Consider the following 17,840-nt stretch of genomic DNA (forward strand, 5'->3'; position numbering starts at 1 on the left):
AAAATGGGATTTATTTTAAGACAAACCTATAATTTTCCCATTATTATCAATATCAATTCGCTCTGAATTCGGAACAGCCGGTAAACCAGGCATTCGCATAACATCACCAAGCAACGGAATAATAAATCGTGCACCACTTGCTATTTCGAATTCTCTTACGGTAACAGTGAAATGAGTTGGCCTACCAATTAACTTCTCATTATCCGAAAAACTGGCCGGAGTTTTTGCCATACAAATAGAAAATTCATTAAATCCCAGCTCATTAATCATTTTCAATTGAGTTCTGGATTTTGTTGAAAATTCAACCGAATCAGCACCATATATTTCTGAAGCAATGGTTTTAATTTTTTGTTCAATAGAATCACTGTAATTATAAAGTGGTTTAAATTTATTTTGAGTGTTGTCAATTTCATCAAGCACTTTTTGGGCTAATTCAACAGAGCCAATTCCACCATCAACAAAAGATGTATTTGTTACAGCATGAACTCCTTTAGTTAAACATAGTTTTTTAACCTCATTATACTCATCTTCTGTATCCTCTGGAAATGAATTGATACAAACAACTGGATTTATTCCGAACTTTTGAATGTTCTCAATGTGTTTTTCCAAGTTGCAAAAACCCTTATTAATGGCCAAAACATTAGTTGTTTTTAATTCATTTTCACCTAAACCTGAATGGAGTTTTATAGCTCTTATAGTTGCTACAATCACCACTGCATTGGGTTTTAAATTGGATTGTCCACACTTGATGTGAAAAAATTTTTCAGCCCCTAAATCGGCACCAAACCCAGCTTCAGTCACCACAAAATCACTGAGAGAAAGTCCGGTTTTAGTGGCAATAATCGAATTGGTTCCTTGTGCGATACTGGCAAAAGGTCCACCGTGAAGAATCGCAGGATTCCCTTCTAATGTCTGCACTAAATTGGGTTTTATAGCCTCTTTAAGAAGCACTGCCATTGCTCCTACTACTTTTAAATCTCTTGCAAAAATTGCTTTACCATCAAATGTTTTTCCAATAAAAATATTTCCTAACCGAATTTTTAAATCTTCTAAGTCTTTGGATAAACATAAAATAGCCATTACTTCGGAAGCGGGCGTTATATTAAAACCATCTTCCCGCATTGTCCCGTTTGCTTTTCCACCAACACCAATAATAATTTGACGTAATGCTCTGTCATTCATATCCATTACACGTTTCCACGCAATAGATTTTGGATCTAAATTAAGAGAATGTTTAGGGTTTTGAAGATTATTATCTATAATAGCAGAAAGTAAATTATTGGCTTTTTCAATAGCTGAGAAATCCCCAGTAAAATGTAAATTAATATCTTCCATAGGAATTACTTGAGAATAGCCTCCTCCAGTTGCACCCCCTTTTAATCCAAATACTGGCCCAAGTGATGGTTCGCGTAAAACTGCAATTGCTTTCTTTCCTATACTATTCAGTCCATCTACCAAACCGATTGTCATAGTCGTTTTTCCTTCACCAAACTTGGTTGGAGACATCGCAGTAACCAAAATTAATTTACCTTGTGGATTCTCATTTTGAAGATGAAACGGAAGTTTAGCTTTGTATTTTCCGTAATACTCCAAATCGTCATTAGACACACCAATTTTAGCTGCAATATCTTTAATATGAACTAAAGTAGCGTTTTGAGCAATCTCTATATCTGTTGGAAAATTTGACATTATTACATTTTTATTTAGAAGTAAAATCAGTTTAACCAAACCCCGTAAACAGAATAAATATCAAATGAAAATCTACAATACTCATTAAGTTTATCAAAAGTTATTTATTCCAACGACAACGTTATCTGCCCATCATCATCCGTTTCCGTTTGGATATCTTCTGAAACATCTGTTTCTTCCGTTACTTCCATTTCTTCGGCTGGTTCCGGTTCAGGTTCTTGGTATGGTAAAGGGTCTAACAAATTCACTTGCTTCAATTTATCTGAAGTCAGTTGGTTCCCTAATGCTTTTATTCCTTTTACCGCGATGAATTCTTCGAGGTTTATTGTCTGATTGTCTTTCTGCACGCCTTTTACTTTGGCATAAATAATTTCAGCTATCGGACGCCAATCAGTCGATACAATTTCTAATTGTGACTTTTCGTGTTCGGTTATAAAGATTTCTTCTTTGTTTTCGTTTTCGACTAAGAAACGCTTGATAAAATAACGTTCTTTTTCTCCGTCATAATAAATGGCTGAAATCGGTTTATTTGGATTCCATTTTTCCATCACGACTATATCTTCATCAAAATGCGTAGTCAGTTCCGGAATAATAGTTTTAAGTTTCCCTGATTGATTGATAAGCAGCAATCTATCATTTGGTCTGAATTCGCCAAGCAACTCGCCTCTTCCATCCACATTTAACCTTTGTACTGTATCATCAAACCACACTTTTCTGGGACGTAAGGTTGAGATTCCTTTTTCCTTTAACTCGATTTTCTTGATTGGATATTTGGTTACCGTATTTCCGCGTGATGCCCTTCCTTTAATAGCAATATCAGAGAAATCCAAATCCCATTTTAGTTTCTTGATGCTTCCTACTTGTCGCAACAAAACGGTAATAACTTCCGCTTCTCCATTTGGGTTAGCCGAGAAATACAAGACTTGCGAACCTGATTTTTCCTGAGTTAAATCGTAAAACTTATCACGGGTAACTCCGGAAACGTTGAACCGTTTTATAAAGGTGGAGCCATTTTTACCATCGCGATACATCATATTGTAAATGGTACGCTTATCATTTTTATCGAAAACTGCGATGTGAATGATATCTTTCCCAACAAACTTCTTGTCGTCAACTTTGGCAATCATCATTTTTCCATCACGCAAGAATACAATCACATCATCAATATCAGAACAATCAGCTACGTATTCATCTTTCTTTAATCCCGTTCCAAAAAAACCTTCTTCTTTGTTTACGTAAAGTTTTGTATTTCTTAAAACCACTTTGGTAGCTTCGATAGTATCAAAACTTCTAAGCTCTGTTTGACGTTCGCGTCCTTTTCCGTATTTGTCTTTTAGTTTTTGGAAAAAGTCAATAGCAAAGTCGATGATATTATTCAAATGATGCTTCACTTCTTCCATTTCGGCTTCCAATTTAGAAATAGCATCATCCGCTTTATCCGAGTCAAAACGCGTGATACGTATCATCGGAATCTGCGTCAGCTTTTGTAAATCGTCATCATTGATTTCGCGCACAAACGATTTAAGAAATGGTTTAAATCGGTCATACATATAAACATAAAGCGTTTCTCTGTCAGAATACAATTTGAAATCGATATACATTTCTTCCCGAATGAAAATCTTTTCGAGCGTAGAAAAATGCCATTTGTTTTCGAGTTCATCCAAATGAATTTCTAATTCACGTTTCAGCAAATCAACTGTTCTGTTGGTTGAAATTTTCAACATATCGGAAACGCCGATAAACAAAGGTTTATGATTTTCAATAACACAACCTAAAGGCGCCACTGAAGTTTCACAAGCGGTAAACGCATAAAGCGCATCAATGGTTTTATCAGGAGAAACGCCAGGCGGAAGATGGATTAGAATCTCCACTTCGGCAGCCGTATTATCTTCTATTTTTTTTACTTTTATTTTTCCTTTTTCATTTGCTTTCAAAATACTGTCAATCAAAGTTGACGTATTGGTAGAAAACGGAATTTGGGTAATTACCAATGTCTGTTTGTCTAACTGACCAATCTTCGCACGAACACGAACACGTCCTCCACGTAATCCATCGTTGTAATTCGATACATCTGCAATTCCAGCCGTTGGAAAATCAGGAAACAGCGTAAAAGGTTTATTCTTTAAGACTTTAATCGAACAATCGATGAGTTCGTTGAAATTGTGTGGTAACACTTTCGTGGATAAACCAACCGCAATTCCCTCTGCTCCTTGTGCCAATAACAATGGAAACTTAACGGGAAGATTTATGGGTTCAGCCCGTCTACCGTCATAAGACATTCCCCATTGGGTAATTTTTGGAGAAAATAAAATATCGTGACCCAACTTGGAAATTCTAGCTTCAATATAACGCGAAGCCGCAGCGCTATCGCCGGTGAGGATATTTCCCCAGTTTCCCTGCATATCGATAATCAAATCCTTTTGACCAATTTGAACCATCGCATCACCAATACTGGCATCACCGTGTGGATGATATTGCATGGTGTGCCCAACAATGTTCGCTACCTTATTGTAACGCCCATCATCCAATTCTTTCATTGAGTGCATGATACGACGCTGCACTGGTTTGAAACCGTCTTCAATAGCAGGAACAGCACGCTCTAAAATTACATAGGAAGCGTAATCCAGAAACCAATCCTTGTACATTCCGGTAACTTTGGTAATGGTATCTTCTGAATTCACTTCTTCTTGGTCGTAAAAATGATCTCCCGAGGATTTGAGGTCTTCAAAACCTTCTTCGGAAGTTTCTCCTGACGGTTCGTTGTTCTCGTTCTCGTCTTTGTTTGGGATTATATCGTCTTCTTCGTTGTTCATTTAATTAATTTTAATCTTCTTCTTCATATGATTCGTCAATAAAAACACTCTCTTTTTCGGCTTGTTGTGTAATATTTGGCATTAGCCAAGTATTCAGTTGCTCCAAAAATTTATATTCACTTTCAGTGACAGCAGCTCTTTCAGGATGGCTTACTTTAGTTCTTATATCATTCAATTTTGAAAACCAATGTGTTGCTTTTTCTTTTTGACTAGAACCATATGTCGTTCCTTGATAAACTTCTTTATTTGGGTCTGAAAATGCATCTTTAAAAATTGGCCAATTTGAAGTTATAATTTTTAGATAATCTAGTAAATAGACAAAATGCCAATGTGGCTCATTATTCCCTCTTTCAATTGCTTCGGCTGCTGATCTTTTTTGCGTCTCTTTTGGGACTCCATCATACCACCATCTCTCACCAAATTGATTTTTCAATTCATCAAATAAATAATCTCTGATAGATAACTGAATATTATCTACAAAAACTTTAGATTCTTGATTATATATACCAGAATTGTCTCTTATCCAATCTTTTAATCCAGCGGGATCAAAATTACTAAATCTTAAATTGATAGTTTTTTGAAATTCTCTAACAACATTCTCACGACCCACACCACCAGTTCCTGCATTTCTAAAATCTCTAGCTTTCTGACCAGATATAGTTTTGACTAAATCAGTTATTGGTGTTATGTATTTAATTGTTAGTTGTGCCAATTCTTGACTTGATGTTAATTGTGCTTCAAGTTCTTCATTTTGTATAAGATGGGCTAATATAGAATCACATATTCTTATAATAGCCATTATTCCGACATTCATTGAAATGAATCCACCTTCATTACTGCCTCTTTGCCAATTATCTATTGTTTCTGTCTTAACATAATCAAGAACAATAGTAAAATATTCATATGCTTTGGTTAACATTAGAGAATAATCATCAACCCATAAAGGTCCAGTACTAATTAATTTGTTTTTATTAACTCTAGCAAAAAAATTAGACTTATTAAAACCATAAGAAATTATATAGTCTAAAGTTATGCACGCCAAATCGCTTTTTTTATTTTCACCAACTATAACCCTTCTGTAAAGAGGACTTTCATCTCTTTCTCCTAATCTCTGTAATAATTTCGATTGAACAGCAAAAAGTGCTTCATTATAGATTGATGAGCCCCATTTCAAATCTGCCATTATTGTCGTCAGAAGATTTTTTGAAACACTTCTTTGTTTGTGATTAATATCAACAAACATTTTTACCTGTTCATCAATCGGTAAATTTTCAAAAGCTACAACAGGTATACTATTTTTAAACTTCCATTCTGTATTTGAATAACCATATAATCTGTGTTGACCATCAATTATAAAAGCAGATTGATAACATTTTGGCAAATGAAGAATACATAAGTCAGAAATTGTACTATCGTGAATCCCTTTTACATTATCAAAATAAAGTGGATTTTCTTTTGGTGTAACAACATTTATAATAATTGAGTTAGGAAAATACCCTTCATTATTTAAAAAATGCTCAATTTCTTTAAGCCTTGTTTTAGAAACCATTCTCTGATATGCTCCATCAGATTCTTCAGTAGTAACGGTATTATGAAGAATATATGAAATTTTAAGAAGTGTATCCGGTTCTAATGAAAAAGAAAAAAAAGTATGCTTACCCATTTTTCCTTTTATAGCAGGAACTTTATTTTTTAATTCTGGAATTTCTTGATTCTTAAACAATCTTCCTAACAATTGGTATTTTGCTGCCTGACCAAGATAAGATGTTAGTTGTTCATAATAACTTATATCATCTTGATTAAAATGCTCAATTTGAAGATCTATAAGTCTTTTACGATCATTATCATTAATTATGATATTGTGAGTTGCTAATATGAATTTTACCTTACGATTGTTTCCAAAAAACTCTTTCAGAAAAGATAAACTACCTCGTTTAATAGTTTCAAAATCATTAATTATAGTCTGCAATGATTTTTTTTGCATTTCCATTGAACTTTTACATTCAACAACCAAAATAGTTTCGGAATCAGCAGCAAAAACATCTATTTGTCTACCAGGAATAGTATTGTCTTTTAAATATGGGAGTTTTAAGTTAGAATCAGCATTCAATGTTTCAAAACCCATTCTTGCAAGAATTGACCAAACTTTATCTTCAAATAAAACATCATGAGACTTTATTTTCTTTATTCTTGATGTTGTTTTATTGTCTTTTACTAATTCCCAACCTTCACCGAAATACTTTTGCTTTAATTCCTGCTCAATTGTTCTTTCAATATAATCTTTATTTTTTCTTGATAATGTAGTCTTCAATTCATTATCATCAACTAATGAATTACTAAACTGTTCAAAGATATTATCATAATTCTTACTCATTTTTAGATTTTTAAACTTTAAACAATTTAATTTTTCTCTACCACATCCAATTCCACTTTCAAATTATTGATAATGAAAATCTGTCTATCCGGTGTGTTTTTACCCATGTAGAATTCCAGTAAAGTTTCTATTGATGTAGCTTTATCTAACATTACAGGATCTAATCGGATGCTTTCGCCAATGAAATGTTTGAACTCATCCGGTGAAATTTCTCCTAATCCTTTGAATCGTGTGATTTCAGGTTTTGGCTTTAGTTTTTCGATGGCATCAACACGTTCCTGGTCGGAATAGCAATAGATGGTTTCTTTTTTATTTCGCACACGGAATAATGGCGTTTGTAAAATGTATAAATGTCCGTCTTTAATCAACTCAGGGAAAAACTGCAGGAAGAACGTTATCAATAATAAGCGAATGTGCATACCATCGACATCGGCATCAGTAGCGATTACGATATTGTTGTAACGCAAATCGCCCAAGTCTTCTTCAATATCCAAAGCAGCTTGTAACAAATTGAATTCTTCGTTTTCGTATACAATTTTCTTAGACATTCCGTAGGAGTTCAAAGGCTTTCCACGCAAACTAAAAACCGCTTGTGTATTTACATCCCGACTTTTAGTAATTGAACCTGAAGCTGAATCTCCCTCGGTAATAAACAAGGTACTTTCTAAACTTCGTGGGTTTTTAGCATCGGTTAAATGCACACGGCAATCACGTAATTTCTTATTATGTAAGCTCGATTTCTTAGCTCTGTCTTTGGCTAACTTTCTAATTCCGGAAAGCTCTTTACGTTCACGTTCTGCCTGTAAAATCTTGCGTAAAAGCAAATCAGCAACTTCAGGGTTTTTATGCAAGAAGTTATCGAGTTTTGTTTTGATAAAATCATTAACAAAAGTTCTAACTGATGGACCTTTCGGACCTATATCTGTAGAACCTAATTTGGTTTTGGTTTGTGATTCGAAAACGGGTTCTTCTACTTTCACAGCAACAGCAGAAACGATTGATTTACGAATGTCAGAAGCTTCAAATGGCTTGTTGTAAAACTCTTTAATGGTTTTTACAATTGCCTCACGGAAAGCACCTAAATGCGTTCCACCCTGAGTGGTATTTTGTCCGTTTACAAATGAATGGTATTCTTCTGAATATTGTGATTTACTGTGTGTCAGAGCAATTTCGATATCATCGCCTTCGAGATGAATAACCGGATATTGCATGTCATCTTCCGTAATGGTTTCTTCCAGTAAATCTTTTAATCCAAATTCAGAAAGATATTTTTCACCGTTGTAATAAATCGTTAAGCCACGATTTAAATAACAGTAATTTTTGAGCATTTTTATTATATACTCATTACGGTATTTGTAATTTTTGAAAATGGTTTCATCAGCGATAAAAGAAACTTTGGTTCCTCTTCGTTTTGTAGATTCAACAACCTCTTCTTCAATGGTTAGATTACCGGCACAGAACTCAGCCGCTTTTTGTTGATTATCACGAACCGATTCTACGCGAAAATAATTGGATAACGCATTTACGGCTTTAGTTCCGACTCCGTTCAAACCTACTGATTTCTTGAAGGCTTTGGAATCATATTTTCCACCGGTATTCATTTTGGAAACTACATCCACCACTTTTCCTAATGGAATGCCACGACCATAATCGCGAACAGATACCATTTTGTCTTTTATGGTTACTTCAATTACTTTTCCGGCTCCCATAACAAACTCATCGATACAGTTATCAATAGTTTCTTTGAGGAGGATGTAAATTCCATCATCGGGCGAAGAACCGTCACCGAGTTTCCCGATGTACATTCCGGGACGCATACGGATGTGTTCCTTCCAGTCTAACGAACGGATATTATCTTCGGTATATTGATTTTGCTCTTGCATTGAGAATTATCGATTTTAACTTTATTCAATTCTGTCATCACTTAGTGCAACAACCTCGGGTCAGCTAATATAGTGGAATTAGGATGATTTTTCCAATGACAATTATCAAAGTTATTAAGAATGATATTAACGATGTAATAGTAAGAAATCAAACCATAAATTAAGGTAATAATTTACATATTATTCGTCTTTACTCTTGTAGTGTTTTCTTAATTTAAGGTTTAACTCTTTAGGATTGAAAGGTTTAATAATGTATTCATTAATACCCAAAAGCATGGCTTTTTCTAGATAGCCATAGGAAGCAGATGCTGTTAATGCTATGATTGGTATGGAAATATCTTTGAATCTAATATTTATTGTTGCTTCATAACCATCCATTATCGGCATGGCTAAATCCATTAAAACAATATCGTATTTTCCCGGCTCATATTTTTCAGTAGCGATTAAACCATTCAAAGCTACATCTACAGTAACATTCCATTGCGAGAGAATTTTTTCAGCTACTTTTACATTTATCAAATTGTCTTCAACTAAGAGCACACGTAATCCTTCGAGATTTTCTTCGATATAATCGTGGTATAAAATGTCACTTTTTAAGTCGGAACTATTCGTAAAATAAGGCACATTTAAAACAAAGCTAAAATTAGAACCTTTACCAATTTCACTTTGTAGTTCAATATCGGAATCCAGTAATTGCAATAATTTTTTTGATATTACCAATCCCAAACCAGTTCCACCAAACTTACGTGTTGTTGTTTTTTCAGCCTGTTCAAATTTTTGAAAAATTTGTTGGAATTTATCCAACTCAATACCAATTCCATTATCGATAACCTGAATTTTAAATTTGGAGTTGTTTTGATTGGTTTCTAATTGATTAACTTTAATTTTAATGACACCATTATCAGTAAATTTAATAGCATTAGAAACAAGATTAGTTAAAATTTGTCCTATTCGCAAAGGATCACTAATTATATTTGGCGTAAAATTTTTATCAAATTCAATTTCAATTTTATTAGAATTCTCCGTAGCTTTAACTTGTAAAGATTTTCCAATTTGAGTTATCAATTCTTTTAAATCAAATGGAATGTTTTCTAACTCAATCTTACCCGCTTCAATTTTATTGAAATCGAGAATGTCGTTGATGAGCAAGTATAAATTTTGTGCAGAATGCTTTAATACTTCAATATTTTCTTGAAAACTCGATAAAGAGTTTTCCTTTTCCATGATGTATATCAGTCCAATAATTGCATTTAAAGGAGTTCGAATTTCATGACTCATTATGGAAAGAAAATCAGATTTTGCTTCATTTGCTTTTTCGGCATTAGATTTGGCTACAAACAACTGCTTCTGAAACTCTTTTTTAAAATCGATTTCTTTGTTTAAAATATTTAATAATTCAATTAAATTATCTTCTTCTCCAAGCTTAACTTTTTTATCATTTAACTGATTTATGGCATAAATTAACTTACCATGAACTTCTTCTTTTTTGGCTAATTCACCTTTTAACCTTTGGTTTATTTGAAAGTATTCGACATCATTCAACCTAGATGATTGTTCAAATAATTCGGCATCACGCTCATAACTCAAATAAGATAAATTAACAACATTAATAAACTTGCTCAATGCTTCGTTTTCAGCTATGAGATCATCTGACAGATATTTATTTATTTGCCGTTGAAGTTGTCTATGAATGTTTTGATTCTCCATTTAATTATGATTCAAACATAGTAGTGATTGTCATTGTTTGGTTATGTAATTCGCAGGCTACTTTACTTAATGTTGGAGAAATTTCGCCATAGGAATAGAAACCACAAACGAGCATTTTATCGCCAAAAACTTCTTTAACGACTTCTATTTCTTCTTCTATTCTGTTTCCAAGAACAATTTTTCGACCAACACAACTTACAAGTAAACCCAATTGAGGATCATTGCATTGGTTTTTGTGAATAAGTGCTGCCGCATTATAAGATGCATCGATAAGTTTATCGAAATTCCCTTTCATCAGGCGAACCATAGATCCAACAGGAATATTTCCGGCAAAAGTCATCGATTTACTTTCTTCATCAATAGATAAAATGGTTCTGACAACTGATTCGGATTTTAAATTTTCTTTCATAGAAAGCGGGAAGTATAAGGAAGAACCCGGCAGTTCTTCAGCATATTTACCGAGGTATTCTTTGTATAAATCTAATGCAAAACGATCTCCGATTTTATACAATACATTTTTTTCAGAATGCGTTACTTCACGTTCCGGACCAAAATCGCTCCAACCACCTTCAGAACCAAAACCAAAATGTATGTTATCACCATAAAAACCAATAGCTACAATTTTACCTGGAGAAGCATCATTGTTTAACCCTACAATCGTTTTTTCAAAGTTATATTCATCGCCCGCTAATCCTCCAAAAATTGGAACAGCTTCTTTAGTTTGTAAAATCAGCTCATTGATAAGTTCTGTTCCATTTATAAAACTTCCTTCAGAAAGAATTAGAATTGATTTCAAATCTTCGGATAAAAGATCTTCTTTTATGGTATTTCCAAGCACCTGAATATCTGAATTTAAAAGAATATCTATTTCGGTTACTTTACTATTTGTTTTTTCTAATGCAATTGCAGTTACTACTAAATTATTTTCAACTAAATTGGTGTTTGAAATCTGTCCAGAAGTTGAACAAATAACAATATTAGCATTTGGATATAAACCTTTTAACTTATGAAATGGTTTTGATTTTTCTAAAAATGTTCGTTCACCAAAGGCAAGTACGAGGTTTGCATTTTCAGAATTGAATTGGTCTGTTGCAAAAAGAACAGTTTCCTCGTTATTCTCATTTACTTTGAGTTGTTGCAGTTTCATTTTGGTTGAGTTTTTTTTTTGGTTTTATAAAGAACGAGAAAGTTTTTAGAATAACAAAAAAAAACTACAAAATTTCTTTTGTAGTTTTTTTTATATGATATGTGAGCTCTATTTGTTGCTAAAATTATACGTTAAAACGGAAGTGCATTACATCACCATCTTTCACAATATATTCTTTACCTTCCACTCTTAGCTTTCCTGCTTCTTTTACTTTGGCTTCTGAACCAAAATTAGAGAAATCTTCATAAGCAATAACTTCAGCGCGGATAAATCCTTTTTCAAAATCGGTATGAATAACTCCAGCTGCTTTTGGGGCAGTATCGCCAATGTTGATAGTCCAAGCTCTGACTTCTTTAACACCGGCAGTGAAGTAGGTTTGCTGTTTCAATAATTTATAAGCCGCACGAATTAAAACTGCCGAACCTGGTTCTTTTAAACCTAAATCTTCCAAAAACATTTGACGTTCTTCGTAGGTTTCTAATTCGGTGATATCCGCTTCTGTACCAACAGCCAAAACAATAACTTCGGCATTTTCATCTTTAACCAATTCGCGTACTTGGTCAACATATTTGTTTCCGGTAGCCGCCGAATCTTCATCAACATTACAAACGTATAAAACGGGTTTGTTTGTTATTAATTGGAAATCTTCAAGCAAGGCTTCTTCATCTGCATTTTGAGGCTCAACTGTTCTGGCTGACTTTGCTTGTAAAAGATTTTCACGTATTCTGTCTAATAATGTTTTCTCTGTTTGTGCTTCTTTGTTTCCTGTTTTAGCAGCACGATTTACTTTTTCTAATCGTTTTTCGACGGTTTCTAAGTCTTTTAATTGTAATTCGATGTCGATAGTTTCTTTATCACGAATCGGATTTACATTACCATCAACGTGGATGATATTATCATTATCAAAACAACGCAACACATGAATAATTGCATTACATTCTCTGATGTTTGCTAAGAATTGATTTCCTAAACCTTCACCTTTACTTGCTCCTTTTACCAAACCTGCAATATCAACAATATCAACAGTTGCCATCTGAACGCGTTCGGGTTTTACCAATTCTTCTAAACGGTTTATTCTGGGATCAGGAACGTTTACTACACCAATATTGGGCTCGATAGTACAAAATGGAAAATTGGCACTTTGAGCTTTAGCGTTTGACAAACAATTAAATAAAGTTGATTTTCCAACATTTGGCAATCCTACAATTCCTGCTTTCATTATGAATTTTGTTTTAAAAGTCTGCAAATATAGTTTATTATTTGCTTTTTAAAACCCTTATTCTCTAGTTTCCATTATAGAAATTATTGCTTGCTCATCAGCCGTTGCCGCTAAACCAGAAATATCCCAATAGTTAGTCAATATTGAGTTTTTTTTGTTGTAGAGTGTTTTCTCTTTAAAAACTTCACTGTCTTTGTAAGTAAAACTGTGGTTGCTAAAATTGGTAGTTACAAAATAATTTTTAACTTCAATATTTGTTTTTGTGTTTTTGTCAATTCTCTGAAAACCAATTTCTTCCTTAGAGCTTACTAAATAATAATTTGAGTTTTCTACTCTGTAAATAGTTTTGAATAACGACTTATAAATATTTTTAGAACCAACGGAAGTTCTATCCTTAGTATTAGCAATAGTTTTTGGTGAAATAAAAGAACTAACTTCAATAATCATTTTCTTTTTTCTGTCATAAAGTATCGAAAAATCGTCACGCAATTCTTTTGTATTATCAACCGGAGTTACTAACATTAGATTATAGTCTTCATTTTTAGAATAGGCCTTTACCAAAAAATCATATTCTTTTTTAGCACTTAATTCCAAAATAGGATTTAGGTATTTGAAATTATAATAGTTCTGCATTATATCATTTAAATTGTAACCTAAAACATCTGAACTAATTTCTTCATTTACTATTCCGTATGATCGGTTTTGCTCAACCAGAATATCGGTTTTAAAATTTTTGGAATTCCCAAACATTTGAAAGTTCATAAGCCCATCATTGAAATGCGAATTCACTCCGTTGAGTTTAAAGAATTCTCTTGAATAAACTTTTAATCGAGCTGGAATAGTTAATTTATTTATCGAATTTTCAACCAATGATTTTAGAATTTTTTGAGGATGTTCTTTTGTTATGATAATTTCTTCAAGACCCGTAATACTGTTTTTTAAGTAAAATGTATTTACTTTCTCTTTCAAAATAGTTGATCTCAATTTAATGGCATCATAAGAAGAATGGGTTATTTGTATATTGGAAACACCATTTAAAATAAAACTCACGGCTCCGTCAGCATTACTCAATAAAGTTTGTTTGGTTTTTGAAATATAAACAGTTGCATCTTCAATGGGTAGATTAGTATCGACATCCAATAACACAATCGATTTTTCGACGTTTTGAGACAAAACACCGACGCTTGAAACCAAGAATAAAAATGCAACTATCTTTTTCATATAACAATCTGGGCTAAAACAAATTTAACAAAAAAGTTTATATAGAGATGGAATTCTAAAATAGTTCCTTAAATTATTAAAAGCAATTATTACTTTTTGTTAAAATACTATATAAAAAATAGTAAATTGCAGCACTAATTTTAACCAAAATATTTATGAAAAAAATTACACTACTATTGTTAGTTGTGCCGTTTTCGACTGTTTTTGCTCAAAAAAGCACTAACGATACGAAATCAGACTCAACAAAAGTTCAAGAACTACAGGAAGTACAAATTGTAGGTTCAAGGAATGCGAAACGAACGGTGCTCAATTCTGCCGTGCCAATTGACATTATTAATATTAAAGAGGTGACTACCCAAAGTGGTAAAATCGAAATTAATGAATTGCTTCAGTATTTAGCACCATCGTTTAATGCCAACAAACAATCAGGTTCTGATGGAGCTGACCACGTTGATCCTGCTTCACTAAGAGGAATGGGACCTGATCAGACTTTAGTTTTGATTAATGGAAAAAGAAGACACCAATCTTCGTTGGTTAATTTATTTGGAACGCGTGGTCGCGGAAACACAGGGACCGATTTGAATTCTATTCCGGCCAGTGCTATCAAAAGAATTGAAATTCTTCGTGATGGTGCAGCGGCTCAATATGGTTCAGATGCTATTGCGGGTGTTATCAATATTGTATTAAATGACAATGTTGGCGAATTAAACGGTACTGTAACTACAGGAGTTTATAGAAATGATGCTCAAGGCGATTTTCTTCCTGGAACACCAAATACGCCAGGCTTTCAATTAGACCAAAATGGAAATGGTAATTCGTATGGAAAAGATAAAAATTATGACGGATTTTCATTAAAAGCCGGAGCAAACTACGGTATCAAAATCGGTAAAAACGGTGGATTTGCTAATTTTACGGGTGAATACCTTTCAAAAGACAAAACATTACGTCCGGGTTTTGATTTCAGAAAAGGTTTTGGAGAAGCGGAAATCAAGAGTTACAATTTAATGGCTAACATTCAAATTCCACTTTCCAAAGCAATTGACTTTTATGCTTTTGGTGGAAGAAATGACAGAAACACTGATGCTTATGCTTTTACCAGAAATGGTGGTGAAAGAGTTGTGGAATCAATTTATCCTGGTGGTTACACACCAAGAATTACTTCAAAAATAATTGATAATTCGGCTGCTTTTGGTTTCAAAGCCAAAGCCGGTGACTGGAAAATTGATTTAAGTAATGCTTATGGTAAAAATTCTTTTGATTACACAATTAAGGGAACTATAAATGCCAGTTTAGAAGCAGCTTCTCCAACACAGTTTGATGCTGGTGGGTTTAGCTTGAGCCAAAATACAACCAACTTAGACTTTTCCAGAAACTTTAAATCTGTATTAAATGGACTTAACTTTGCTTTTGGTGGTGAATATAGAATAGAACAATATGAAATTACTGCGGGTGAAGAAGGTTCGTACGCAACTTATGATACCAATGGAAATCCAATAACTAATCCATTAACACAATTTGCGCCTATTGATCCTATTTCAGGTAATCCAAGACCTGGAGGTTCTCAAGGTTTTCCTGGGTTTAGCCCACAAAATGAGGTGAATGAACAAAGAACAAGTACAGCAGCTTATGTTGACACGGAATTGGATGTTTCTGATGATTTTTTATTAGGAACAGCATTACGTTATGAAAACTATAGTGACTTCGGAAATACATTAAATCTTAAATTAGCTTACAAGCTTAAACTTAGTGAAAGTGTGAGTTTAAGAGGTTCATTCAGCACAGGGTTTAGAGCACCATCGTTGGCACAAATTTATTTCAACACCAGTTTTACAAACTTTAATGCTGGTGGCGCTACCGAAGTTTTATTAGCTGCCAATGGAAGTGCGGTAACGGAAGGTTTTGGAATTGACAAATTAAAAGAAGAAAAATCAAGAAATGGTTCTGTTGGTTTAACTGGTAAATTTGGTAAATTCTCTGCAACCGTTGATGGCTACTTAATTAATGTAAGCGACAGAATTGTACTTACAGGCTATTTTGACGCTACAGCTTTAAACTTAAATGTTGATTCCGCTCAATTCTTCGTAAATGGTGTTAGCACTGTAACTAAAGGTATTGATGTTGTTATGTCTTGGAAAAACACTTTTGGTAGTTCTAAAATTGGTGCTACTTTGATTGGAAACATTAATGATATGCAAGTTACTCACGTTAATAACGGAGCTTTAGATCAGGAAACCTTCTTTGGAGCACGTGAAATTGCTTTCTTAAAAGCATCAGCGCCAAACAGCAAGTTTGGTTTAAACTTAAATTATGAAAGAAAATGGTTTGATATCGGAGCTGCATTCACTCGTTTCAGTAAAGTAGTTTTGGTAGATTATGCAGGCTTAGATAATGTATATGATCCAAAAATCGTAACTGATTTAACAGTTGGTTTCCAAATCATCAAACAAGTAAAATTAAGTGTTGGAAGCAATAACTTATTTAACATCTATCCTACTAAACAAGATGAATCTGGTAATACAGAAGCTGGTGGATATTGGGATGCTGTTCAAATGGGCTTTAGTGGTGCTTATTATTACACCAGACTTAGTTTCAAGTTCTAAATTCATATTTAGATCATTTAAAAATCAAATCCTGAGCTAGCACTCAGGATTTTTTTATGTGAAATGTATAACTTAAAGGCAAAATCATATAACAGCCGGAATTCAGTTAGATACTACATTTGATGCATATCAATCATTAAATAATTGTTATTATGAAAACTATAATTGTGGGAGCTATTGCTATTTTATTTTCACTAAACATTCAGTCTCAAAACCAAAATAAAAAAACGGAGACGATAACCAAAACAACAACCGTTAAAGACGATAAAGGCGAACATGTAGTTGTTAAAAAAGAAGAAATAAAAGAAATTCAGAATATTAAACTCCAAGAGGTGCCTAGTGGAACATTAAATACAAATATACAGCCTACTCCAACTCAAGCCACAGTTACCACGAGTGTGAATGTAGATGGTCAGGAAAGAGTTGTAGATGTTGACCATTCTGCTTATTATTCTTATAATGGAGAAAAATATCAGGTCCTAGCCGATAACTCAGGTTACAAAGTTACCAATAATATGAGTGGAATCTCATTATTGAGAAGAACATCCAATAATAACTATATCTACAAAAACAAAGATAAAATTTCAGTAGGTCATTTTGATGCTGATGGCAACCTGATTTTGGAAACCTATGATGATAAAATGGATACGATTACCGTCGAAGTCTTTAATTTACAAAAATAACTTTTTGCCCTTTAACGAAAAAATCCTGAGCTACAAACTCAGGATTTTTTTTATTCATTGTGTAGAAATGATTGTCTGTTGAGTAACGTTTCCTCACTTTCAACATGATTATCATCGGGAATACAACAATCAACCGGACAGACAGCTGCGCATTGCGGTTCGTCATGAAAACCTTTACACTCGGTACATTTACCCGGAACGATATAATAAATATCATCAGATATTGGCGTTTGAGCTGCATCCGAATCAACTTCAGTACCATCTGGTAATATTACTTTTCCTTTAAGTTTGGTTCCGTCTTTATACCTCCAATCGTCTGCACCTTCATATATAGCTGTGTTTGGACATTCAGGTTCACAAGCACCGCAGTTTATACATTCATCTGTTATTATGATTGCCATCTTTTTAAATTTAGATTTAAGAACACCGAAAATAGAATACAGACAATTAAAATTCAATCGTCATTTCTCATTATTCTATTTCCTATTATCTTATTTTTGCACA

General features: G+C 33.5%; 11 protein-coding genes. 2 read left to right on the plus strand and 9 right to left on the minus strand.

Annotated features, from left to right (window positions below; genetic code table 11):
- Positions 1–15: 15 nt before the first annotated feature.
- The 8 genes from QWY90_RS07905 to QWY90_RS07940 form a co-directional block, all read right to left on the minus strand.
- The gene (locus tag QWY90_RS07905; protein WP_290285332.1) at positions 16–1,689 is read right to left on the minus strand and encodes a formate--tetrahydrofolate ligase; all 1,674 of its coding nucleotides are present in this window, start codon (positions 1,687–1,689) and stop codon (positions 16–18) included.
- Positions 1,690–1,793: 104 nt separating this feature from the next.
- A complete protein-coding gene (locus QWY90_RS07910) occupies positions 1,794–4,502 on the minus strand; it encodes a DNA gyrase/topoisomerase IV subunit A (RefSeq protein ID WP_290285334.1) in 2,709 nt (902 codons plus the stop codon).
- 10 nt (positions 4,503–4,512) lie between these two features.
- The gene (locus QWY90_RS07915; protein WP_290285335.1) at positions 4,513–6,876 is read right to left on the minus strand and encodes a DGQHR domain-containing protein; all 2,364 of its coding nucleotides are present in this window, start codon (positions 6,874–6,876) and stop codon (positions 4,513–4,515) included.
- 26 nt (positions 6,877–6,902) lie between these two features.
- Positions 6,903–8,759 carry a DNA topoisomerase IV subunit B gene (locus QWY90_RS07920; protein ID WP_290285336.1) on the minus strand — a complete coding sequence of 619 codons (1,857 nt, stop codon included), beginning with the start codon at positions 8,757–8,759 and terminating at the stop codon, positions 6,903–6,905.
- 180 nt (positions 8,760–8,939) lie between these two features.
- Positions 8,940–10,466 carry an ATP-binding protein gene (locus QWY90_RS07925; RefSeq protein WP_290285337.1) on the minus strand — a complete coding sequence of 509 codons (1,527 nt, stop codon included), beginning with the start codon at positions 10,464–10,466 and terminating at the stop codon, positions 8,940–8,942.
- Between the two features lie 4 nt (positions 10,467–10,470).
- Positions 10,471–11,613 (minus strand): FIST signal transduction protein, encoded by a 1,143-nt coding sequence (locus QWY90_RS07930; protein ID WP_290285338.1) that lies wholly within the window; start codon positions 11,611–11,613, stop codon positions 10,471–10,473.
- Between the two features lie 124 nt (positions 11,614–11,737).
- Positions 11,738–12,832: a redox-regulated ATPase YchF gene (gene ychF / locus QWY90_RS07935; RefSeq protein WP_290285339.1), complete on the minus strand. Its 1,095-nt coding sequence runs from the start codon at positions 12,830–12,832 to the stop codon at positions 11,738–11,740.
- 57 nt (positions 12,833–12,889) lie between these two features.
- On the minus strand, positions 12,890–14,053 hold the full coding sequence (locus tag QWY90_RS07940) for a hypothetical protein (RefSeq protein WP_290283954.1): 1,164 nt from the start codon (positions 14,051–14,053) through the stop codon (positions 12,890–12,892).
- Between the two features lie 155 nt (positions 14,054–14,208).
- On the opposite strand from QWY90_RS07940, the gene QWY90_RS07945 reads away from it, so the two are divergent.
- Both QWY90_RS07945 and QWY90_RS07950 read left to right on the plus strand, forming a co-directional pair.
- Positions 14,209–16,653, plus strand: a complete 2,445-nt coding sequence (locus QWY90_RS07945; protein WP_290283956.1) for a TonB-dependent receptor plug domain-containing protein — start codon at positions 14,209–14,211, stop codon at positions 16,651–16,653.
- Between the two features lie 152 nt (positions 16,654–16,805).
- Entirely contained in the window at positions 16,806–17,336 is a 531-nt protein-coding gene (locus QWY90_RS07950; protein ID WP_290283957.1) for a hypothetical protein, read from the plus strand.
- Between the two features lie 50 nt (positions 17,337–17,386).
- On the opposite strand, the gene QWY90_RS07955 is transcribed toward QWY90_RS07950, so the two are convergent.
- Positions 17,387–17,737: a 4Fe-4S dicluster domain-containing protein gene (locus QWY90_RS07955; protein ID WP_290283958.1), complete on the minus strand. Its 351-nt coding sequence runs from the start codon at positions 17,735–17,737 to the stop codon at positions 17,387–17,389.
- Positions 17,738–17,840: the final 103 nt, after the last annotated feature.

Origin of the sequence: Flavobacterium paronense, from assembly GCF_030409795.1 — a bacterium.
In the GTDB taxonomy this organism is placed as follows: Bacteria; Bacteroidota; Bacteroidia; order Flavobacteriales; family Flavobacteriaceae; genus Flavobacterium; species Flavobacterium paronense.